The following is a 20,620-nucleotide window of genomic DNA, read 5'->3' as shown; positions in this document are numbered from 1 at the left end:
CGGCATCGCCGTCGCGGCCCTCGCATGCGGCGGTCTCGCAGTCGGGGGCGCGGCCTCCGCTGCTCCGGCCGGGATTCCGGTGGCCGACCTCAAGCTCTCCGCGCCGCTCCGCGACGCCAAGCCGACGAAGACCGTCGCGGCGTTCGTGCGCACGACCGGCCAGGGCGCCCTCGAGGTGGACGCCAAGGCCAAGGGCGGCGACCTGACCCAGTCGCGCAGGCAGTCCGCCGCCGCCGCGGACCGCGTCGAGGCGATCCAGTCCACCGTCGCCGCGGTGCGGTCGGCCGTCAAGCGCGCCGATGCCGACGCGACCGAGCTCTACTCGACCGAGTACACCGTGCCCGGCGTCGCGGTCGTCGCCGACGTCGACGCGTTCCGGAAGATCGCCGAGCGCTCCGACGTCGAGAGCATCATCCCGCTCACGCCGAAGAAGATCGTCGAGCCGACGGTCAACGAGAACGCCGACGCCGCTCCCTCGGGCGTCGACCCGAGCCTGGTGCGCCCCGGTGCCGACGGCGTCTCGCCGAAGAACGCCGCGAGCGACGTCTACACGCGCTCGCTCAACGCCTGGCAGCAGACCGGCCACACCGGCAAGGGCGTCAACGTCGCCGTCCTCGACACCGGTCTCGACTACACGCAGGCCGACTTCGGCGGCCCCGGCACCACCGAGGCGTACCAGCAGGCCCTGGCGAACGCGAGCAGCGGCGCCCCGGACCCGAGCCTGTACGACGCGTCGAAGTTCCTGGGCGGGTACGACTTCGCCGGTGCGACGTACAACGCCAACCCCGAGGACCCGAACACCTACGACCCGGTGCCGGCTCCCGACGACAACCCGATCGACGGCAAGGGCGGCGACCACGGCACGCACGTGTCCGGCTCGATCGCGGGCTACGGCCTGACCGCCGACAAGCAGCAGTTCGACGGCGACTACACCAAGCTCACCACGCAGCAGGTGCAGGACATGTGGATCGGTCCGGGCACCGCGCCCGAGGCCGGCCTGTACGCCCTGAAGGTCTTCGGTGACAACGGCGGTTCGACCGACGTCACCGGTGCCGCGCTCGACTGGGTGGGCAAGGCGCTCACCGAGGGCAAGGACATCAACGTCCTGAACCTGTCGCTCGGCTCCGACTACGGTGCACCGGACGACCCCGACAACGCCAAGATCGACGCACTGACCGCACGTGGCGTGCTCCCCGTGATCGCCTCGGGCAACGCCGACGACTTCACCGACATCGGTGGCTCGCCGGGCAACGCCGAGGGTGCGCTCACCGTCGCCGCGAGCGCCACCGGCCAGTCGCTCTACGACGGCGTGCAGGTCACCGCACCGGCCGACGTCGCGAAGACCTACCGGTCGCAGTACTCGTCCAACTTCAAGGGCACCTTGCCGGTCGAGGGCGACGTCGTCGTCCCGACCGCGAACATCGACGGCTGTGCCGCGTTCAGCGCCGCCGACGCCGCGAAGATCAAGGGCAAGGTCGTCTGGCTGAAGTGGACGGACGCCGCGCTCGAGTGCGGTTCCGCCGTGCGCTTCGACAACGTCGAGGCCGCCGGTGGTGTCGGTGTCCTGCTGGCGGGCACGCTCGACACGTTCGAATCCGGCATCGGTGGCAACGCGACCATCCCGGGTGCCGAGCTGACCGCGAAGAGCGTGGCGAGCCTCCAGGCCACCGCGAAGGCGGGGACCCTGCACGTGCGCTTCGCGGACGAGCTGAAGGGCTTCGAGGTCGCCATCGAGGCGGACGCCGTGAACACGCTCGCGTCGTTCACCAGCCGTGGTGTGCACGGGTCGTTCGACGACATCGTCAAGCCGGACATCGCCGGCCCCGGGGTCAACGTGATCTCGGCGGCGAACGGCACCGGTGACGGCCGCATGTCGATGAGCGGCACCTCGATGGCCACGCCGGACGTCGCGGGCATCGCGGCGCTGACGTTCCAGTCGCACCCGACCTGGTCCGCCCCGCAGGTCAAGGCGGCGCTGATGAACACGGCGACGCACGACGTGAAGGACGGCAACCGTTCGGCCACCCTGCTCCGCCAGGGCACCGGTCGCGTGGACGCGCTGCAGGCGGTCACCGCCGGCACCACGGTCCGCAGCGCCGAGAACGACCAGCTCGTCACCGCGTCGTTCGGTGTCGTCGAGGTCGCGAGCGGGACGAGCGAGACCCGCACCCTGCAGGTCGACAACACCGACAGCACGGCGCACACGTACGCCGTGTCGTACCAGCCGCAGGTGTCGCAGCCGGGTGTGACCTTCGCGCTCAGCTCGAAGCAGGTGACGGTGCCCGCCAACGGCACCGCCTCGGTCACGCTGACGTTCTCGGTCGCCGACCCGACGAAGCTCCGTCGTGTCATCGACCCGACGCAGGACGCCGTCCAGAAGGGTTACCAGCGCGAGTTCGTGACCGCTGCCTCGGGCATCGTGGCCTTCGCGCCGACCGACAGCACGCTCAACCCGATGCGCCTCGGTGTCTACGTGGCACCGAAACCCGTCAGTGCGGTGCGTGCGCGGACCACGGTCCCCTTCACGGGGCCGGGCAAGTCGGCCGAGCTCACGCTCAAGGGCCGCACGCTCGACCAGGGCGGCCTGACGACCGGCTACCACGCGGCCGTCGCCCCGTTCGTGCTCGGTGGCACCGACCCGGCCGAGACGTTCCCCGAGGGTTCGGCGGAGCAGTCGCTGCTGGCGGCCGACGTCCGTTCCTACGGTGCGTCGTACGACAAGGCGTCGGGCACCATCGCGTTCGGTGTGCAGACCGCCGGTCCGGATGCCGACCCCGGTGCCGTGACCAACGTCGAGGTCCTCATCGACACGAACCGTGACGGTGAGCCCGACTACCTGGTGTACGACGCGAAGTCGGCCACCATCGACGCCACGCTCGCGACGACGATGAACCTGGCAACGGGCAAGACGGTCGACGCGCAGCCGCTCAACGGCGGAGCGGCCGGCCAGGACGTCAACACCTTCGACAGCTCCGTCAAGGTGCTGACCGTCGGTGCCTCGGCGATCGGCGCGTCGACGAAGTTCGACTACACCGTGCTGACCGAGTCGGCCTACGCCCCGGGTGCCGCCACCAGTGGTTCGTCGGTGGTGGACGAGACCAAGCCGGTCACGTTCGACCCGACCAAGCCGAAGCTGTCGTTCTCGCAGGACGGCGCCACCGGCGTGCTGTTCGCCGACGCCGACTCGCTGACGGTCACCCGCGCCTCGGGTGTCACCAAGGCGACGGTGCTGCTGCTCCACCTCGACAACGCGGCGGGCAAGCAGGCCGACACGTCGACCATCAACGTGGTCCCGCCGAAGCTCGCGCTGGCGAAGGGGAGCAAGGTCACGGTGAGCGGGACGGCGAAGGTCGGCTCGACCCTCACCGCGAAGCACGGCACCTGGAGCACGACGAAGGCGACGTACAAGTACCAGTGGCTGCGTGACGGCAAGGTCGTGATGTCGGCCACGGGGTCGAAGGTCACGCTCGGCTCGTCCGACCTCGGGCACCGCATCAGCGTGCGGGTGACCGCCCATGACTCCGGGTACGAGGACGGTACGGCGAAGTCCGGCGCGACCGCGAAGGTCACGCGCCGCTAGGACAGGGAGCGCGCGCGGTTCACGCGCCACATGGTGAGCAGAAGAGGTCGGGTCCCGAGTGGGGATCCGACCTCTTCTGCTCACCAAGCGCTGGGCAGCCTTCTGAACGCGTGTTCGGGACAGATAGTTAGACAAACTAGTGAAGTGGTGCCAGTGTGGCTCCCATGCAGAGCACGCTGAACCAGCTCCGGTCCAACCCGGTCGAATGGCGCCGTCGTGGACTCACCCCGCCGGACGTCATCCAGGCCATGATCGAGCAGCGCCTGGCTGAGCCGGGGCACTCCCAGCCCGTCGGCGACCCGTCGTACCAGGACTTCTTCCGGAGCTGATCCGGACACTGTCGGACGGTCCGGGACGCACCGGACGACGGACGGGAGGCGCGGTGCCAGCTGGCACCGCGCCTCCCGTCCGTCCGTCTGGTCGCGTCCGGAGCCTCGCGCAGCGCGCCGTCCACAGGGGCGTCACGCCGGGTGGCGCGCAGGTGACCAGCCGATAGACTCGGGTGGACCACCGGCCCGGACGGCCGTGTGCGGTCCTCCGCCAACGTGAGGAGAACCAGATGCCCGCAGCAGTCATCATCGGAGCCCAGTGGGGCGACGAGGGCAAGGGGAAGGCCACCGACCTCCTCGGCTCCCGCATCGACTACGTCGTGAAGTTCAACGGCGGCAACAACGCCGGCCACACCGTCGTCGTCGGCGGCGAGAAGTACGCCCTGCACCTGCTGCCCTCCGGCATCCTGACGCCCGGCGTGACCCCGATCATCGGCAACGGCGTCGTCGTCGACCTCGAGGTGCTGTTCCAGGAACTCGACGCCCTGCGTGCCCGCGGCGTCGACGTCTCGAAGCTCCTCGTGTCGGCCAACGCCCACGTCATCACGCACTACCACCGCACCGTCGACAAGGTGACCGAGCGGTTCCTGGGCAAGCGCCAGATCGGCACCACCGGTCGCGGTATCGGCCCGACCTACGCCGACAAGATCAACCGCGTCGGGATCCGGATCCAGGACATCTTCGACGAGAACATCCTGCGCCAGAAGGTCGAGGCCGCGCTCGACCAGAAGAACCACCTGCTGGTCAAGGTCTTCAACCGCCGCGCGATCGACCCGGAAGAAGTCGTCGAGTCGCTGCTCTCGTTCGCCGAGCGCCTGCGCCCGATGGTCGCCGACACCGCCCTCGAGATCCACCGTGCGCTCGAGCGCGGCGAGACCGTCCTGTTCGAAGCCGGCCAGGCCACCATGCTCGACGTCGACCACGGCACCTACCCGTTCGTCACCTCGTCGTCCGCGACCGCCGGTGGCGCCGCGACCGGTTCGGGCATCGGCCCGGGCAAGCTCGAGCGGATCATCGGCATCGTCAAGGCGTACACGACCCGCGTCGGCGCCGGTCCGTTCCCGACCGAGCTGTTCGACGAGTCGGGCGAGTTCCTGCGCGCCAACGGCTTCGAGTTCGGCACCACCACCGGCCGCCCGCGCCGCTGTGGCTGGTACGACGCCCCGATCGCCCGCTACACGGCACGCATCAACGGTGTGACCGACTTCGTGCTCACCAAGCTCGACGTCCTGACCGGGCTCGAGACGATCCCGGTGTGCGTCGCGTACGAGGTCGACGGCGTCCGCGTCGACGAGGTCCCGGTCAACCAGTCCGACTTCCACCACGCGAAGCCGGTGTACCAGGAGTTCCCCGGCTGGACCGAGGACATCACCGGAGCCCGCACCTTCGACGACCTGCCGAAGAACGCGCAGGACTACGTCCTGGCGATCGAGGCGATGTCCGGCGCACGGATCTCCGCGATCGGTGTCGGCCCCGGCCGTGACGCCATCGTCGTGCGGCACGACCTGCTCGGCGACGACGAGCGTGCCGACCAGCGCGCCGGCGAGCGCACCGACGCAGCGTGACGATGCGGATCCTGTTCGTCTGCAGCGGCAACATCTGCCGGTCGCCGCTCGGCGCGCAGGTCCTGACGGCACGACTCGGCCCGGACGCCCCCGCGTTCGTGGTCGAGTCGGCCGGCACCATCGCCGACGACGGCGCCGCGATGGACGCCGCCGCGGCCGAGCAGTCCGTCCGGCTCGGGGGCGCCCCCTCGGCGCACCGGTCGCGGTACCTGACGGCCGAGATCGTCGCGAGCGCTGACCTGGTGCTGACCGCGGAGCGATCGCACCGTGCAGCCGCCGTCTCCCTGGCGCCCCGGGCCTCCAAGCGGACCTTCACGATCAAGCAGTTCGCGCGGGTGCTCGCCGGCCTCGAGCCCGGTGACCTGGCCGACGTGACGACCCCGCAGGAACTCGTGGAGCGCGTCGCCCGGCTGCGGGGCACGGTCCCGCCGCCCGCCGACCCGGCCGACGACGACGTGGACGACCCCTACCGTCGCTCGACGGCGACGCATCAGCGCGTGGCCGACGAGGTCGACGTGGCCCTGACGGGCATCGCGGACGCATTGCGCGCCGTGGTCTGACCCCCTGACGGACAGGAGGCCCGGTGTCAGTTGACACCGGGCCTCCCGTTTGTCCGGACTGCTCGTGTCCTGCGAGTGATAACGATTATCAGTTGCATGTAAGGTCGCTGTGGCAGCGCGCAGCGCTGCGTCCCCGCCTCTCAGCAGACCAGGAACCCATGCGTCCACGCTTCCTCATCGGTGCGCTCGCGCTCGCCGTGATCATCCCCGGCACGCTCCTCGTGCGCCCCGCACCGCCCTCGCCCGACCGACCGCTCGCGGACTCCGTCCCCGCCTGGACCGCACACGCCGAGCGCGGCGACCCGGTGACCGCCGACGAGTTGTCCCTCACCGTCCTCCTCGACCCCGTGCACCTCGACCGCGCCCCGGCCGTGGCGACCTGGTTGCGCGGTGCCGGGCTCCACGTCGGCCCCGTCGAGCGCTCGATCGCATCCCTGCCCGTTCGCGGGACGGCCGCGCGCATCGCGGACGCCTTCCACACCTCCTTCGCGCGGTGGGACGTCGCCGGACAGAGCGCCGTGGCACCGGTCCGCGCCCTCGCCGTGCCACGCGGGCTGACCGCCGTCGTCGGCGTGTCCGGAGCCGTTGACTCTGACGCCGTCCGACCGACCGAGACGACCACTGCAGCAGCGGCGGCACCCACCCCGGCACCGGGTGAGACCGTCCCGCGACCGCCGGTCCTGGCCGACGACGGACAGTGCGCCGCATGGTGGGGCGAGCGCCTCACGACGGACTGGCCCGCATCGGTGCCGGTCACGCACCGATCGAACGCGCTGTGCGGGTACCAGCCGGCCCAGTTGCGCGAGGTCCACGACGTGCCGGCCGGGTACACCGGACGCGGCGCGACCATAGCGATCGTCGCCGCCTACGACGACCCCGACGTCGAAGCGAACACGGACACCTACTTCCGGGCGGCGGGCGCCCAGCCGTTCCGCTCGGGGCAGTACCAGCACCACGCTCCGGCGTCGCCGGACACCTCCCGCTGCGGCGGGCCGCAGAGCTGGACAGAGGAGCAGCACCTCGACGTGCAGGCGGTGCACGCGATGGCCCCCGACGCCGACATCGAGTACTGGGGTGCCGACGACTGCAGCACCACCTCGTTGTTCTCGCGGATCCTCGACGTCGTCGAACACGGCAGTGCGGACGTCATCAGCCTGTCGTTCGGGTCCACCGAGGACCTGGACACCGCGGACGACCGGACGCTGCTGAACCGGGTGCTCGTCGAGGCGGGGGCCCGGGGCATCTCGGTGTTCGCGTCCTCTGGCAACGACGGCGACAACAGCGCCGTCGGTGACCACGACTCCGGCCCCGACGTGTCGTCGCCGGCGTCCAGCCCGTACGTGACCGCGGTCGGAGCGACCAGCACCGGGCTCGCCCGTGACGGTTCCGTCGCGGTCGAGGCTGGTTGGGAGACCGAGACCCGCTTCGCGCGCAACGGTGCCCTCATCCCGCCGGGCTTCGCGTACGGCGCCGGCGGCGGCCAGTCCGACGTCTACGGCCGACCGACGTGGCAGCGCCAGCTGCTCGACGAACCGGGGACCGGGCGACTCGTCCCCGACGTCGCGTCGATCGGCGACCCCAACACCGGCTTCGTCGTGTACGGGCCACACAAGGGCGTGACCGGCTACGTCACGCACGGCGGCACGAGTCTGGCGACCCCGATGGTCGCCTCGATGGTCGCCATGGCCAAGGCCGCCACGGGGGTCCGGATCGGGCTCGTCACGCCGATGCTCTACGAGATGCTCGGGACCGACGCCGTCCGCGACGTCCGCCCCGCTTCCGCTGCCACCTGGTCGCCGCGCGGGCCCGATGCCGGAGCGCTGTGGCCCGAGACCCTGTTCCTCTGGGACACCGGTCGGCAGGGACTCCGGTCCGCACCCGGCTGGGACGACGTGACCGGGGTCGGCGTCCCCGCCGGCCGCGCCTTCTTCACCGCGTTCGCCGAGGAGGCCCGCCGATGACCGATCGTCCACGCACCAGTTCCGTCATCGCGCTCGCGGCCTCGGCACTGCTCGGCATCGGCCTCGTGGCGCCCATGCTCGCGCTGCCGGCCAGCGCGGACACCGCGGCCGACGGCGCCACCCTCGCCGCCGCGTCGGGCGTCGAACTGACCGACATCGACGGTGGCACGCTCACCGCACCGACCCCGGCCGTGCGCTGGGACTCGGGCGACCCGACGGTGGCCCGGGTCGACACGACGCAGGACGTCCTGAAGCTCAACACCACCCGCACGAGCGGTCTGCGCTCGGAGGCCGGCCCGGACGGGGCGACCTCGACGATCGCGAGCGGGGAGTTCACCCTGCGCGATCGTCCCCCCGTCGTGTTCACCGGACTCCGCGCCGCGTGCACTCCCGGCGGCACCCCCGCGGTGTCGTTCGACCGCCTGACCATCGACGGCGACGACGTCACCACCGAGGCCACCGCGACGCCCGGGTGGAGCCGCGACCTGCCGGAGTCCCGTTACGGCGCCACCAAGGTCGTCGTCGGTAGCACCACGACGGCCGCCGACGGCACCACGACGACGGTCGCGCTCCGCATCGACGCCGAAGCCGGTGCCTCCGAGATCTGGCGCGTCCGTGCCGGATCGGTCTCCTGCGCGGCGGGTGACCGCTGGCCGGCACCCACCCCGACGCCGACGCCGACGCCGACCCCGACCCCGGCTCCGACGCCTGATCCCGCGCCGCAGCCGACCCCGGCCCACGGCGACGCCCTGGCCACCCGGAGCGTCAGCGGTGTGCAGGTGACTGCCCCGGACGGAACCGTGCTCATCGACGGGCAGCCCACGGTGACCGGCGTCGCGAAGCGCACCGCCGACCGGGTCGACGCTGCCGACGGTTCCCCGTCGACCGCACGTGGGGTCACCGTCTCGACTGCGGCGGACGGTACTTCGGACGTGCACCTCGACTCGTTCGAGCAGATCCCCGACCGGGCCTCGGACCCGGTCGCGGAGTACCGCTGGCCAGCGCTGCGCGTGTACGGCCTCGACGCCCACCTCACGCCGGAGGGGACGATGACCGTGGACTTCGCGAACGAGTCGAACGCGGTGTTCGTCAACGGGGTGTGGATCAACACCGCCACCGACCTGTACACCGGCGTCGACGCTGACGGCAAGGAGCGGGTCAGCGTGGCCTTCGGGGAGCGCACGGTGCACGCGGACGGCAGCACGACCCTGACCGCGCTGCACTACCGCGACCTGACGGGGGCGCACCCCGACGTGCGGCTCGGCGCCGTCACGATCCCGGCGAGGGCGAGCAGCCCGACGGACGCTCGGGTCACCGCCGCCTTCGGGGTGGGCGTCCGGGGGACGGACGGTACGGCGCTGGTCGCCCCGCAGCCGCGGATCACCAGTGCCGGGGAACACCGTTCCGCCGCCCGCATCGACGCGACCGCCGGCTACCCCGCCCGGGCAACCGACGTCACGGCGGCGATCGGGGACGACGGCGACACCGCGACCATTTCGGTCGGGCACTTCGAGCAGATCCCGGACGAGGCCACCGACCCCGTCGCCGCCTACCGCTGGCCGGCACTCCGCGTGAACGGGTTGCACGCCGAGGTGACGGCGGCCGGCACGATGACGGTCTCCTTCGACGACGAGTCGAACGCCGTGTTCGTCAACGGGGTGTGGATCAACACCGCCACCGACCTGTACACGGGGCTCGCCCCGGACGGGACCGAACGGGTCCGCGTCCACATCGGCGAACGGACCGAGAACCCGGACGGGACCGTCACGCTCACGGCGCTCCGCTACGAGGACCTGACCGGGACGCACCCCGACGTGCTGCTCGGCCAGGTGACGTTGGCGGCGGCGCAGCCCGCCCCGGACCCGACCCCGGGAGGGGGCGGCACCACGCCGACACCGGAGCCGCACGACCCGGCCATCGCACGCTGGCACGCCTTCGCGCTCCGGGCATCCGGACCGAGCGACGTCCCGGCGCAACCCGTCGCTGCGCCCGCCGCCGACGGCACCACCGTGACCGAGCGGGCGGACGAGGCCGGGGACGGCGCCACCGGACAGCTGCGTGTCGACGGGGTCACGGTGCGGTCGGCGAGTGACCGCGGCGAGGTCCGACTCGAACGGGTCGTCCTCTACCCGGGCACGAGCATCGCCGGCGAGCTCCGTGACGTCCGTGTCCGGGTGACCCACGGCGGTGCCACCGTGACGACCGCGGGTGGGCAGATCGCGGGCACCACCATCCCGGCGGGCACGATCCGGGCGAACACCCGGATCGCCCTGCCCGGCGGGCTGGGGAAGGTCGTGCTCAACGAGCAGCGGACCCGCGGGCGGGACCGGACCGTCACCGCGCTGCACCTGAGCGACCCCGCCGGGTTGGCAGCCGACGTGTCGGCAGCGGTGGTCACCACGGCAAAGGTCGATCCGCCCGCGAACGGCGGGAATGGCGGGCAGGGCGGCGGCAGCGCAGCCGGAGGCCCGGGCAACGAAGCGGCTCCCGGTGCCCTGACGCCGGACGGCACGAGCCCGGCCGGTACGAGCGGTACGAACGGCATCGGGCGGGGCAGCGGAGACCTCGCGTTCACCGGTGCCTCGCTCCTGCCGGGCCTCATCGCGGCGGTGCTCCTGTTCGGTGCGGGTACCGCGATGGTGGCGCTGCGGCGTCGACGGCGCGTGCGCTGACCGCAGGCCCGCGGGATCGCGGGACGTCAGGCCGGTGCCGGTCGGCACCGGGCCTGACGTCCGCCGCGTGGGGGAGGCCCCCGCGACCGCCACGTGCGAGGATGACTCATGCCCGTCGTCGAGTCCCGCTGCGTCGTCCCGGTCGAGCCCGACGTGGCCTTCGCCGTCTCGCAGACACAGGGGGCGATCCGGAAGCGTTGGGACCCCTTCATCCGCCGCCAGCACCTGATGGACGGCGCCACCGTGCCGGCGAAGGGCGTCCGGACGTACACGGTGCAGCGGTTCGGGCTGGCGATGGAGAGCGAGTACGTCTCGTACCACCCGCCGTCGAACGTGGGGATGAAGATGACGAAGGGCTCGTGGTTCTTCGAGCGCATGGGCGGGGGCTGGCGCTTCACGGCGGCCGAGGGGCAGCCCGGACACACGCTCGCGGTCTGGCGCTACAACTTCACGTGCCGGCCGAAGTGGCTCGCGCCGATCGCCGAGCGAATCGGCGTGCTGGTGCTGCAGCGGGACATCGACCGGCGCATCCTGGGGTTCGCCCGCGGCTGCGAGGACCCCGTCGTCCTGGCCCACGTGGCCGCACAGCGCGCTGCCTGACCGGACCTGCGAGACGTCGGGGTCCTGCGGGCCGAGTCGGTTCGGAAGACGCCGTCGTCGTGCGCAGACGCCGCCGAGTGCTCGACACGCCTCCGGATTCGGCGGCGTTTCGAGCGCAAGGCGGCGTCGAGCGATGACGACGGCGTGTTCAGGAGTGCCGAACCGAGCGAAAGGCACCTGCATCCTTCGATGGAACTCCCGCAGGTGCGTCCCGAAGCCGGTCGTCCCCGGGCGTGATGATTCCTAGCGTCGTCTGCATGACGAACACCACCCAAGTCCGGCCTCCCGCCGGCACCGCATCCCGCGACCGAGGGGGTGTCCGCGGCCTCATCGCCCGGCACCCGCTCGTGTCCTTCTTCACCATGGCACTCGGCCTGAGCTGGCTCGCGTGGGTGCCGTACATCCTGTCCCCGCACGGCATGGGGGTGTGGGACATCCACTTCCCCGAGGTCCTGGGCAGCGGTCAGTTCACGGGCGTCCTGCCCGGTGCGCTCCTCGGCCCGTTGGGCAGCGCGTTCATCGTCACGGCGGTCGCCGACGGTCGCGCGGGCCTGCGCCGCTGGGTGGGGCGACTGTTGCGCTGGCGGGTCGCCTGGTACTGGTACGCACTGGCGCTCGTCGTCGTGCCGGCCCTGATCGTCGTGTCCGCGCTGCCGTTCGCCGGTGGTGACGTGCGGGCTCCCTCGGGCCTGGCCTTCGCCATGCTCGTGCCCGGACTGATCATCCAGCTGTTCTCGACCGGTCTGAGTGAAGAGCCCGGCTGGCGCGACTTCGCCCTGCCCCGCCTGCAGCACCGTTTCGGGGGCCTGGGTGCGGCGGCGATCCTCGGTCCGATCTGGGCGCTCTGGCACATGCCGCTGTACCTCAGCGACTGGGGCGGGTGGCCGAACGCGCACTGGAGCGAGCCCGTCGTGTTCGCCATGTTCACCATCACCTTCAACGTGGTGATGATCCAGGTGTTCAACAAGACCCGCGAGAGCCTGCCCCTGGCCCTGCTGCTGCACGTCGGTGTGAACAACACGATCTCGACCCTGTTCCCTGAGATGTACCCGAGCATGACCGCCGGCACGCTGATGATCGGCCTGACGATCATGTCGACGATCGCCGCCGTGGTGCTGCTCGTCGCGACCCGTGGCCGCCTGGGCTACGACCCCGCCCGACGCGCCCTGCCCCTCGACACACCGGTCCCCACCCGCGCCCGCCTCGTAGGATCCAACGATGGCACCCGCTGAGCACGACGCGCTGCGCGCACCGGATGAGCCGGCCGCGCAGCCAGCCCAGCCCGCGCCGCCGGCCGCGCAGCCGGCCCAGCCCGCGCAGTCAGCGCAGCCCACGCAGTCGCCTCGACCCGCCCAGCGCGCCCGCCGCGTCGACGTCCTCGTCGCCCTCGGCACGGCCGTCGTCGCCCTCGGGCTGCTGCTCGGCCTGCCGCCCCTGGACAGCCTGGAACCGGACGGCCCCGCCCTGGCGCTGGGGGTCCCCGCAGTGTTCTCCGCCGCCTGGACCATCCTGGCCCTCGGCCTGCTGGCCCAGTCCGCCGCCCTGCTCGCCACCCGCCGGGCACCCCGCACCGCGCTGATCGTGGTCGCCGCACTCCCGGTGCTCGTCGCCGCGCTCGCCCCGCAGTCGTCCGACCTGTTCGGCCTGACCGCCCTGCCGGTGCTCGTCGGCGTCGTCGTCGCCGCACTCCGCGTGGCGCTGGCCCGCCTCTGGCCGACACTCGTGGTCGCCGCTGCCCTGGTGGCAGCCGGCAACGTGGTGCTCGCGCTCGCCGGTGACGCCACGACCGCCGTCTCCGGTTCGCTCGGGCAGGGCATGCTGCAGGCGATCGGCGCGGTCGGCCTGCCCCTGCTGGTCACCCTGCTCGTGCAGTCCCGCCGCGAGGTCCGCGTCGCCCGCACGGCCGAGGCCAGCGCCGTGGACCGTGAGCAGGATGCCCTGGTCGACGCCGCCGTGTCCCGTGAGCGTGCCGCGATGGCCCGCGAACTCCACGACATCGCCGCGCACCACCTGTCCGGGATCGCACTGATGGCAGCGGTCATCGACCGGCAGATCGACGCGGACCCGGAGCGTGCCCACGAGGGTGCCCGCCAGGTGCGGGAGCAGAGCACCGCGGTGCTCGAGGACCTCCGCCGCCTGGTCGGCCTGCTCCGCGACGACGCCCCCGCCGAGCGTGCGGTCGAGACGGTCGCCGGGATCGTCGACCTGGCCGAACGAGCCCGGTTCCGCAGCGACGTCCGGCTCGACGTGCTGCCGGGTGACCGGCCGCTCGCTGACGGCGTCGGCCCGCTCGCGCAGCTCGCCGCCTACCGCACCGTCCAGGAGGCACTGGCCAACGCCGCCCTGCACGCCCCGTCCGCCCCGTGCACCGTCACCATCGACGACCGCGACGCGACCCGGGTGGTGATCCGGGTGGAGAACGCACCCGCCACCGTGCCGGCAGCGGGGACCTCTCCCTCGGGCGGCAACGGCCTGCGGGGGATGCGCGAGCGGGCGGACCTGGTCGGGGCGCGCCTCCAGGCCGGCCCGACCGCGACCGGCGGATGGCTGGTTGAGCTGGCGCTCGGCCGGGAGGCACCTGCCGCACCCACGCAGGCCGCCGGCGGCGCCGGGGTGGTCGCGTGATCCGCGTGCTGGTCTCGGACGACCAGCCCCTGGTCCGCGCCGGGGTGTCCGCGCTCCTCGGCGCGGAGCCGGACATCGAGGTGGTCGGCGTGGCCGCCGACGGCGGCGAGGCGCTCGCGCTGGCGCGCGAGACGCGACCCGACGTCGCCTGCCTGGACATCCGGATGCCGGTGATGAACGGCATCGAACTCGCGCGGATCTTCTGCGCGCCGGACGCCGATCCGGCGATCCCCGCGCTCATGCTGACGACGTTCGACCTGGACGACTACGTGTTCGGGGCGCTCGAGGCCGGTGCCTCGGGGTTCCTGCTCAAGGACGCCGAGCCGGACACCATCGTCGACGCTGTGCGACAGGTCGCCGCCGGCAACGGCACCCTCGACCAGGCCCTGACCCGGCGGGTGCTGCGGGAGTTCGTGTCGCGGCGGAGCCTGCAGCCGGTGTCCGGCGACCGGGCCGACGGCGTGCTGACCGCCCGCGAGCGCGAGGTCCTGCTGCTGCTGGCGCAGGGGATGTCGAACGAGGAGATCGCGGTGGCGCTCGTGCTCGAGGTGTCGACCGTCAAGTCGCACCTGGCGCGGATGCTGCCGAAGCTCGGGGTGCGGTCGCGGCTGCAGGCCGTGGTGTGGGCGTACCAGAACCGGATCGTGACGGTGCCGGAGCAGCCGTAGTCGACCCGGTGTCAGCCGGCTGCTGCGTCAGGCTGCAGGATGCGGTGTCAGCCGGCGGGCTGCGGCTCGGCGGCGCCGGGGACGACGAGTCGCCAGACGGCGTCGTCCCCGGCGTCCCCGCCGTCGTCGGCGGGGGAGAGGTACAGGCGGAAGGTGCCCTCGTCGGCGAGGGGGTCCCCTTCGAGGTACTCGACCGGTTCGCCGCTCGTCTCGCACTCGTCCGAGGTGCTGATCACCTGGATCGTGTCGCCCGGCTTCGGACCCGAGGCGTCCTCGTCGCCCTTCGGGACGTCGGTGACCGTCGCCTCGTACACGTCGTAGATCCCCTGGAGCTCGACGGTCCGGTCGGTCTTGGTGACGTCGGCGTCGACGACCAGGTCGGCGGCGTCGCGGCGCTCGGCCGAGGTCTTCAGCGGGACGTAGTCGGCGCAGAACCCGGACTGCAGCGGCCCGGCCTGCGTGCTCGGACCCGTGGGGCCGGCGTCGTCGTCGCCGCTCGTCTCGGTGGCGCAGCCGGCCAGGGTGCCGCCGAGCACCACGACGAGTGCCACGACCGGTGCGATCCGTCCCCACTGCATGGGCCGAGTATGACCCACGCGACCCGTCGAGACCAGGGCGTTCGGCCCCTGTCCGGGGAACGCACGTTCCCGTTCGGGGGACTGGTCGCAGCGGCCACGGGCTGGTGCAGTGTCTGGATGCACATCGAGCCGCCGCCGGTGACCAGCCCCGACGACCCCTCCCTGCGGGGCGAGGCCATCATCGGGATGATCACGGCGCTGCGGTCCCGCCCCCTGCACGAGATGACCCCCGAGGTCGTCGCAGCGGCAGCCGGGGTGGACCTCGATGTCGTGGCACGCACGTTCCCGAGCTGGGACGGTCTGCTGCTCGCGACGATCGACCGGTGGAACGAGGAGCGCACCGTGCCGCTCATGCCCCTGGCCGAGCAGCACGGCACCGTCCGGTTCCTGCGCGCGATCGTGGCGGACCCTTCGCTCATGCGGTTCCTGACGGCGACGCTGAACATCGCGGCGTCGCCCGAGCCGGGCACGATGGAGCCGGCTCGCGGCTCGGAGCAGCTGCTCGCGACCTACGAGGGGCTGCAGCTGCAGTCCATGGTGCGGCCGGAGATGGACCTGCTCGAAGCCTTCGACCGCGCCGTGACGCGCCTGCGCGAGGGCTGGTCCCGCGCGTACGTGCCGCCCGTGTGGGAGCTCGACCTGGTCCACTGACCCGCCCGGTGGCCCGACGGGTCACCCCACAGACCGAGGACGCTAGGGCGTCCGAGGGCAGACGCACCGTCTGCACGCGTCGCCGCACGATTCGGGTTCGAGCGGCGGCGCGTACCACCCCGTCCCGCGGCCCGCGGCCCGCGGCCCGCGGCCCGCCTCACGCCTCCAGGGACCCGCCGTCAGTCGGCGTGCAGCGCGAGCGGTCGTGCCGAGTCCACCTGGACCGGCTGCCGACGGATCGCGATCACCGTCACGTCGTCGTCGTGCGGCACCTCGTCGGCGCGGGCCGACAGGGCGAGCACGACCGCGTGCGGGTCACGTCCGGCGCGCGCGATCTCGGCCACCGCCTCGATGGTCTCCTCGAGCCCCTCGTACAGGTCGAGCACGCCGTCGCTGAACGAGACGAGCAGGTCGCCCGGCTCCAGGGTGCTCTCAGCCGTCACCCACTCCTCGCGGATGCCGAGCCCGAGCGGCATGTCGCCGGACCGGAGTCGGTCGACGTGCCCGTCGGCCCGCAGCACGAAGCTCAGCCCGTGCCCGGCGTCGGACCACCGGAGGGTGCCGTCGTCGGAGATCCGGGCGTGGAACAGCGTGGTGAAGGCCAGGTCGGGCCCGATGCCCTCGGCGCTCAGGCCGTCGGACGCCCGCTTCAGCGCCTCGGCCGGGTCGTCGACCGTCCGGGCGCTCCGGAGCGTCGACCGGACCGCTGCGGCGATCAGGCCGGCACCGACGCCCTTGCCCATGACGTCGCCGAGACTCACCGCCACGCCGCTGTTGGTCGGGTACCAGTCGAAGAAGTCCCCGCCGACGCTCCGGGCGGGCAGGCAGGCACCGGCGACGACGACGTCCTCGGTGATGCGGCCCGTCGTCGTCGGGAGCAGGGAACGCTGCACCGCGGCTGCCCGGTCGATCTCGGCACGGACCTTGCCCTCGCGTGCTTCGGCGGACCGCAGGCTGCGTCGGGCCCGGCGGGAGAGCTCGTGCACGACGACGGCGACGGTGCCGAACACGACGACGAGGATGCCCAGACGGACGAGTTCACTCGGGCCGGGCGCGTCGGACGGGGTCAGGACGTAGGGCGCGAGGATCACGAGCACGATGCCCGCGATCGCGAAGAGCACGGTGCGACGGCCCTCGAGCGACGCCCACCAGACCACGGGGAGCACCACGATCGCCGTGAACAGCGACGAGCCGGAACCCGTCCCGGTGCGCAGCAGCGCGATCGTCACGAAGTCGACGGTGAGCAGGACCGGCACCAGCCAGGCGGCGCCGTGCACGAGCGCGGGGACGGCGCTCATCAGGGTCGCGACCACCGTGCACACCAGACTCGCCGCGAACAGGTGGTGGGCCGTGATCGGCAACGACGGCATCACGATGCTGAGCAGCGCAGACAGCGCCAACAGGCCGCTGATCGGAGCCTGACGGACGAGGGGGTTGTCGACGATGCTGGTTGGGCGAGTCATGCTCAGTGCAGGTTAGTGCTCCGCGACGGCCGACGACCGGTGCTGACCCCTTCTGGGGACGCCAGCGTGGCCGATCAGCGCGGCCAGGTCGCGACGACCGCGACCGCGTTGAAGAGCACGTGCGCCAGGATCGCACCGCCGATGCGGTCGGTCATCGCCACGAGCGTGCCGGTGAGGACGCCGAGCAGGAACGTCGTCACGAACACCTGGAACCCGCCGAGCGTCGTGCCGCCGGCTCCGAGCAGCAGGTGGAGCAGCGCGAACAGGAGCGCCGTGACCAGCACCGCGAGGAACCGGGTGCGGGGCGTGAGCTCGGCGGCCAGTCGGCGCTGGAACAGCCCGCGGAACACCACTTCCTCGAGCACCGGGCTGACGACGACGATGCCGATCGCCGACACGAGCAGCAGCCCGACGTCCGGCGTGCCGAGGGTCGGTGCGGGGACCAGGCCGGTCGTCCCCGTGAACGACAGGGACAGGAACACGTCCACCACGCGGCAGATGATCACGATGCCGATCGCGAAGACCACGATCCCCAGGTCGAGCCGCAGCCGTGACAGCATCGCCGGCAACGGGGTCCGACGGAGCGCCACGGCGGCGGCGATGACGAGCGGCACCCACACGGCGGCGTCCGCGGCGAGCACCTGCAGGACCGGCGACGGGATGCCCCCAGTCCGGGTGACCTGTCCGACGATCCGGGTCAGGATCACGGCGACGCCGAGCGCGACGAGGATGACGATGAGGTCCCGCTGCCGCCGCACGCTCGGCGTGGTCGCGGTCTGGGCCGGCTCGGAACGCATGGGGCCACCGTAGAGGACACCGCGCGCCGGATGGCGACTTCCCCCGGGCAGGACTCGTTCCTGTGGCACTATTTGTATGCCGTGTGCTGGGAGTACCCCGGTGCGCCTGTGTCGGGACCACGGGGACGGCCATGATCGGGGAAGGCAAAGGCGTGGAACTCCGCGACTACATCACGGTGCTCCGCAAGGGATGGGTACTGATCGTCGTACTCGCCCTGGTGGGAGTGGCCGCAGCCGCAGGGTTCTCCCTGCTGAAGAAGCCGGTCTACTCGGCATCGGCGCAGGTCTTCGTCTCCACCGAGACGTCGGGCAGCGCCAGTGACCTGGCGCAGGGCAACACGTTCACCCAGCAGCGGGTGCTGACGTACTCCAACCTGGTGTCGACGCCGATCGTGCTGCTGCCGGTGATCTCGTCGCTCAAGCTCGACATGAACGCCGACCAGCTCGCGACGATGGTGTCGGCGACGGCGCCGACGAGCACGACCCTCATCGCCATCTCGGTCGAGGGCACCGACCCGGTGCAGGCCGCGAACATCGCGAACGCGACCTCGCAGAGCCTGACCAACGTCGTGCAGGACATCGAGGCCACCGACGCGAGCGGCAAGAGCACCGTCAAGCTCACCCGCGTCAAGCAGGCCGACGTGCCGAGCACGCCGGTCAGCCCGAACGTGCCCGTCAACGTCGCGCTCGGGTTGCTCGTCGGGCTCGCACTGGGCATCGGCATCTCCGTCCTGCGCGAGACCCTGGACAACCGGATCCGCACCGAACTCGACGTCGAGAAGATCAGCGACAAGCCGGTCGTCGGCGGGATCGCCTTCGACGCCAAGGCGGCCGAACGCCCGCTCATCGTGCAGGTCGATCCGCGCAGCCCCCGCGCCGAGTCGTTCCGCACGCTCCGCACGAACCTGCAGTTCCTGGACATCGGCACCGGTGCCCGCACCTTCGTCATGACGTCGTCGATGCAGTCCGAGGGCAAGAGCACCACCGTCGCGAACCTGGCGATCGCCCTGGACAGCGCCGGGTTCCGCGTCATCCTGATCGACGCCGACCTGCGCCGCCCCCGCGTCGCCGAGTACATGGACGTCGAGAGCAACGCCGGGCTGACCGACGTGCTGATCGGTCGCGCCGACCTGGAGGACGTCGCCCACCCCTGGGGCCGCGGCAAGCTCGTCGTCCTGCCCGCGGGCCAGATCCCGCCGAACCCGTCCGAGCTGCTCGGCTCGCGGGCGATGCAGGACCTGATCGACCTGCTCGAGCAGCAGTTCGACTACGTCCTGTTCGACGCCCCGCCGCTGCTGCCGGTCACCGACGCCGCGATCCTGGCCAAGAAGGCGTCCGGTGCGATCATCGCCGTCGCCTCCGGGCAGACCCTGAAGGGCCAGCTCGCCGCTGCCGTCGCTTCGCTCGCGAACGTCGGCGCACCGATCTCCGGGTTCGTCCTGACGAAGATGCCGCTGAAGGGCCCGGGCGCCTACGGCCACGGCCGGTACGGCTACGGGTACAGCTACGGCCACGACGAGGACGACAACACCGTGACCACGTCGACGCACCCGCCGAAGCGTGCCAGCAAGAAGCTCGGCGTGCTCCGCCGCGCCGGACGCTGAGCGGAGCGGCGGACGATGAAGAATCGCCGGGGGACCCGGGGCCTCGGTCGTGCGCTGCCGAAGACCACCCTGATCGTGGTGGCCGTCGTGGTGGTGGCGCTGATCATCATCGACGTCGTGCTCGTCTCGCTCGCCCTGGGCCGCACCGCGCCCGAACAGAACGGACCCGCCGGTCCGATCCCGACCTTCACACGGATGCCGCACGCGAGCGAGTCCCCGCGGGCCAGCGCGACCGCTGACGCGGACGCCGCAGGGACCAAGCAACAGGGCCGGCGCCTGTTGGCAGCCGTCGACGGCCAGGAGGCATGGCGCGCGTCCGGCGGATCGTGCGGCGGCCCGCGGCCGGTGCTGGAACACTCCGTGGACGGCGGGGCGACGTGGGTCAAGGTGGGACTCGGGACGGATGTCGGATCGCTCATGGCGATCCGGGCCTCCAGTGCGGAGCTCTCGATCCTGGCGGGCGTCGGCGACGACTGCACCGCGACCGCGCGGACCAGCACCGACGCCGGTGTGACGTGGGCAGCCGGTGCGCCCGGCGCCGCCGGCGCCGGCATCAGCACCGACGGCGTCGTGCTCGCGAGCGGGACCGTCCAGGCGCCCTGCGCCGACCCCATCGACGCGTTCCAGGGCGACAAGACCTCGGTCGTCATCTGCGACGGCCAGCTCGAGTGGCGGACCGGCGAGGCAGCGTGGGTCGACGTGCCGCTGGGCGGCGTGCGCTCGGTCGGCGTCGACGGCGGGGAGTACACGCTCGCCCGTGTCGGCGCAGCGTCGTGCGACGGCGTGCAGATCGAGACCATGTCCGCTTCCGACGTGACGCCCTCGTCGTCCACCACGCCGATCGGCTGCGCCGACGGAGCCGACACCGACAACACCGTCACCATCGACCGCGCCGGGCAGGACGTGTGGCTGTGGGACGGCACGACCGTCCGGGTCTCGTCGGACGGTGGCGCGACGTGGTGACCGG

Annotated in this window: 16 protein-coding genes; 13 read left to right on the top strand and 3 right to left on the bottom strand. The window is 72.1% G+C overall.

Going from position 1 to position 20,620, the window contains the following annotated elements:
- The first annotated feature begins 79 nt into the window (after positions 1 to 79).
- The 10 genes from ASF75_RS05525 to ASF75_RS05485 all read left to right on the top strand — a co-directional run bounded on the left by ASF75_RS05525 (position 80) and on the right by ASF75_RS05485 (position 14,560).
- Positions 80 to 3,580, top strand: coding sequence for a S8 family peptidase (locus tag ASF75_RS05525; RefSeq protein ID WP_056069446.1), 3,501 nt, complete (start codon positions 80 to 82; stop codon positions 3,578 to 3,580).
- A 164-nt stretch (positions 3,581 to 3,744) separates the two neighbouring features.
- On the top strand, positions 3,745 to 3,909 hold the full coding sequence (locus tag ASF75_RS17590; RefSeq protein ID WP_156155336.1) for a hypothetical protein: 165 nt from the start codon (positions 3,745 to 3,747) through the stop codon (positions 3,907 to 3,909).
- Between the two features lie 230 nt (positions 3,910 to 4,139).
- A complete protein-coding gene (locus tag ASF75_RS05520) occupies positions 4,140 to 5,474 on the top strand; it encodes an adenylosuccinate synthase (protein ID WP_017886319.1) in 1,335 nt (444 codons plus the stop codon).
- A gap of 2 nt (positions 5,475 to 5,476) precedes the next feature.
- Entirely contained in the window at positions 5,477 to 6,034 is a 558-nt protein-coding gene (locus ASF75_RS05515) for a hypothetical protein (protein WP_031259331.1), read from the top strand.
- A gap of 158 nt (positions 6,035 to 6,192) precedes the next feature.
- A complete protein-coding gene (locus tag ASF75_RS05510) occupies positions 6,193 to 7,995 on the top strand; it encodes a S8 family serine peptidase (RefSeq protein ID WP_017886317.1) in 1,803 nt (600 codons plus the stop codon).
- A complete protein-coding gene (locus ASF75_RS05505; RefSeq protein WP_056069443.1) occupies positions 7,992 to 10,667 on the top strand; it encodes a hypothetical protein in 2,676 nt (891 codons plus the stop codon). Before ASF75_RS05510 ends, ASF75_RS05505 begins: the two co-directional genes overlap by 4 nt.
- A 108-nt stretch (positions 10,668 to 10,775) precedes the next feature.
- On the top strand, positions 10,776 to 11,267 hold the full coding sequence (locus tag ASF75_RS05500) for an SRPBCC family protein (protein ID WP_017886316.1): 492 nt from the start codon (positions 10,776 to 10,778) through the stop codon (positions 11,265 to 11,267).
- Positions 11,268 to 11,524: 257 nt separating this feature from the next.
- Positions 11,525 to 12,499, top strand: a complete 975-nt coding sequence (locus tag ASF75_RS05495; protein ID WP_056069440.1) for a CPBP family intramembrane glutamic endopeptidase — start codon at positions 11,525 to 11,527, stop codon at positions 12,497 to 12,499.
- The gene (locus ASF75_RS05490; protein ID WP_056069437.1) at positions 12,486 to 13,892 is read left to right on the top strand and encodes a sensor histidine kinase; all 1,407 of its coding nucleotides are present in this window, start codon (positions 12,486 to 12,488) and stop codon (positions 13,890 to 13,892) included. Before ASF75_RS05495 ends, ASF75_RS05490 begins: the two co-directional genes overlap by 14 nt.
- The gene (locus ASF75_RS05485) at positions 13,889 to 14,560 is read left to right on the top strand and encodes a response regulator (protein WP_056069434.1); all 672 of its coding nucleotides are present in this window, start codon (positions 13,889 to 13,891) and stop codon (positions 14,558 to 14,560) included. The genes ASF75_RS05490 and ASF75_RS05485 overlap by 4 nt, the downstream gene beginning before the upstream one ends.
- 47 nt (positions 14,561 to 14,607) lie before the next feature.
- Here the strand turns inward: ASF75_RS05485 and ASF75_RS05480 are convergent, their stop codons facing one another.
- On the bottom strand, positions 14,608 to 15,138 hold the full coding sequence (locus ASF75_RS05480) for a hypothetical protein (protein ID WP_056069431.1): 531 nt from the start codon (positions 15,136 to 15,138) through the stop codon (positions 14,608 to 14,610).
- Between the two features lie 117 nt (positions 15,139 to 15,255).
- Here ASF75_RS05480 and ASF75_RS05475 point away from each other — a divergent pair, with 117 nt between their 5' ends.
- Positions 15,256 to 15,789, top strand: a complete 534-nt coding sequence (locus ASF75_RS05475) for a hypothetical protein (protein ID WP_156463793.1) — start codon at positions 15,256 to 15,258, stop codon at positions 15,787 to 15,789.
- Between the two features lie 179 nt (positions 15,790 to 15,968).
- Here ASF75_RS05475 and ASF75_RS05470 read toward each other — a convergent pair whose 3' ends face one another.
- Together ASF75_RS05470 and ASF75_RS05465 are read right to left on the bottom strand one after the other, a co-directional pair.
- Positions 15,969 to 17,252, bottom strand: coding sequence for a PP2C family protein-serine/threonine phosphatase (locus tag ASF75_RS05470; RefSeq protein ID WP_056069426.1), 1,284 nt, complete (start codon positions 17,250 to 17,252; stop codon positions 15,969 to 15,971).
- 74 nt (positions 17,253 to 17,326) lie between these two features.
- Positions 17,327 to 18,049, bottom strand: coding sequence for a CPBP family intramembrane glutamic endopeptidase (locus ASF75_RS05465; protein WP_017886308.1), 723 nt, complete (start codon positions 18,047 to 18,049; stop codon positions 17,327 to 17,329).
- Between the two features lie 131 nt (positions 18,050 to 18,180).
- Between ASF75_RS05465 and ASF75_RS05460 the strand changes: the two genes are divergently transcribed.
- Both ASF75_RS05460 and ASF75_RS05455 read left to right on the top strand, forming a co-directional pair.
- Entirely contained in the window at positions 18,181 to 19,653 is a 1,473-nt protein-coding gene (locus ASF75_RS05460; RefSeq protein ID WP_235517540.1) for a polysaccharide biosynthesis tyrosine autokinase, read from the top strand.
- Positions 19,654 to 19,668: 15 nt separating this feature from the next.
- Positions 19,669 to 20,616, top strand: a complete 948-nt coding sequence (locus ASF75_RS05455) for a hypothetical protein (RefSeq protein ID WP_017886306.1) — start codon at positions 19,669 to 19,671, stop codon at positions 20,614 to 20,616.
- Positions 20,617 to 20,620: the final 4 nt, after the last annotated feature.

The organism is Curtobacterium sp. Leaf154 (assembly GCF_001424595.1).
Classification (GTDB): Bacteria; Actinomycetota; Actinomycetes; order Actinomycetales; family Microbacteriaceae; genus Curtobacterium; species Curtobacterium poinsettiae.
Note: the sequence above shows the minus strand (reverse complement) of the source record. Positions and strands in the feature narration are given on the sequence as shown.

What these genes read in the sequence shown, in the direction of transcription:
- ASF75_RS17590 (WP_156155336.1), top strand. Translation starts at nt 3,745, where the DNA reads ATGCAGAGCACGCTGAACCAGCTCCGGTCCAACCCGGTCGAATGGCGC.
- ASF75_RS05520 (WP_017886319.1), top strand. Translation starts at nt 4,140, where the DNA reads ATGCCCGCAGCAGTCATCATCGGAGCCCAGTGGGGCGACGAGGGCAAG.
- ASF75_RS05515 (WP_031259331.1), top strand. Translation starts at nt 5,477, where the DNA reads ATGCGGATCCTGTTCGTCTGCAGCGGCAACATCTGCCGGTCGCCGCTC.
- ASF75_RS05510 (WP_017886317.1), top strand. Translation starts at nt 6,193, where the DNA reads ATGCGTCCACGCTTCCTCATCGGTGCGCTCGCGCTCGCCGTGATCATC.
- ASF75_RS05505 (WP_056069443.1), top strand. Translation starts at nt 7,992, where the DNA reads ATGACCGATCGTCCACGCACCAGTTCCGTCATCGCGCTCGCGGCCTCG.
- ASF75_RS05500 (WP_017886316.1), top strand. Translation starts at nt 10,776, where the DNA reads ATGCCCGTCGTCGAGTCCCGCTGCGTCGTCCCGGTCGAGCCCGACGTG.
- ASF75_RS05495 (WP_056069440.1), top strand. Translation starts at nt 11,525, where the DNA reads ATGACGAACACCACCCAAGTCCGGCCTCCCGCCGGCACCGCATCCCGC.
- ASF75_RS05490 (WP_056069437.1), top strand. Translation starts at nt 12,486, where the DNA reads ATGGCACCCGCTGAGCACGACGCGCTGCGCGCACCGGATGAGCCGGCC.
- ASF75_RS05480 (WP_056069431.1), bottom strand. Translation starts at nt 15,138, where the DNA reads ATGCAGTGGGGACGGATCGCACCGGTCGTGGCACTCGTCGTGGTGCTC.
- ASF75_RS05475 (WP_156463793.1), top strand. Translation starts at nt 15,256, where the DNA reads ATGCACATCGAGCCGCCGCCGGTGACCAGCCCCGACGACCCCTCCCTG.
- ASF75_RS05470 (WP_056069426.1), bottom strand. Translation starts at nt 17,252, where the DNA reads ATGACTCGCCCAACCAGCATCGTCGACAACCCCCTCGTCCGTCAGGCT.
- ASF75_RS05465 (WP_017886308.1), bottom strand. Translation starts at nt 18,049, where the DNA reads ATGCGTTCCGAGCCGGCCCAGACCGCGACCACGCCGAGCGTGCGGCGG.
- ASF75_RS05460 (WP_235517540.1), top strand. Translation starts at nt 18,181, where the DNA reads ATGATCGGGGAAGGCAAAGGCGTGGAACTCCGCGACTACATCACGGTG.
- ASF75_RS05455 (WP_017886306.1), top strand. Translation starts at nt 19,669, where the DNA reads ATGAAGAATCGCCGGGGGACCCGGGGCCTCGGTCGTGCGCTGCCGAAG.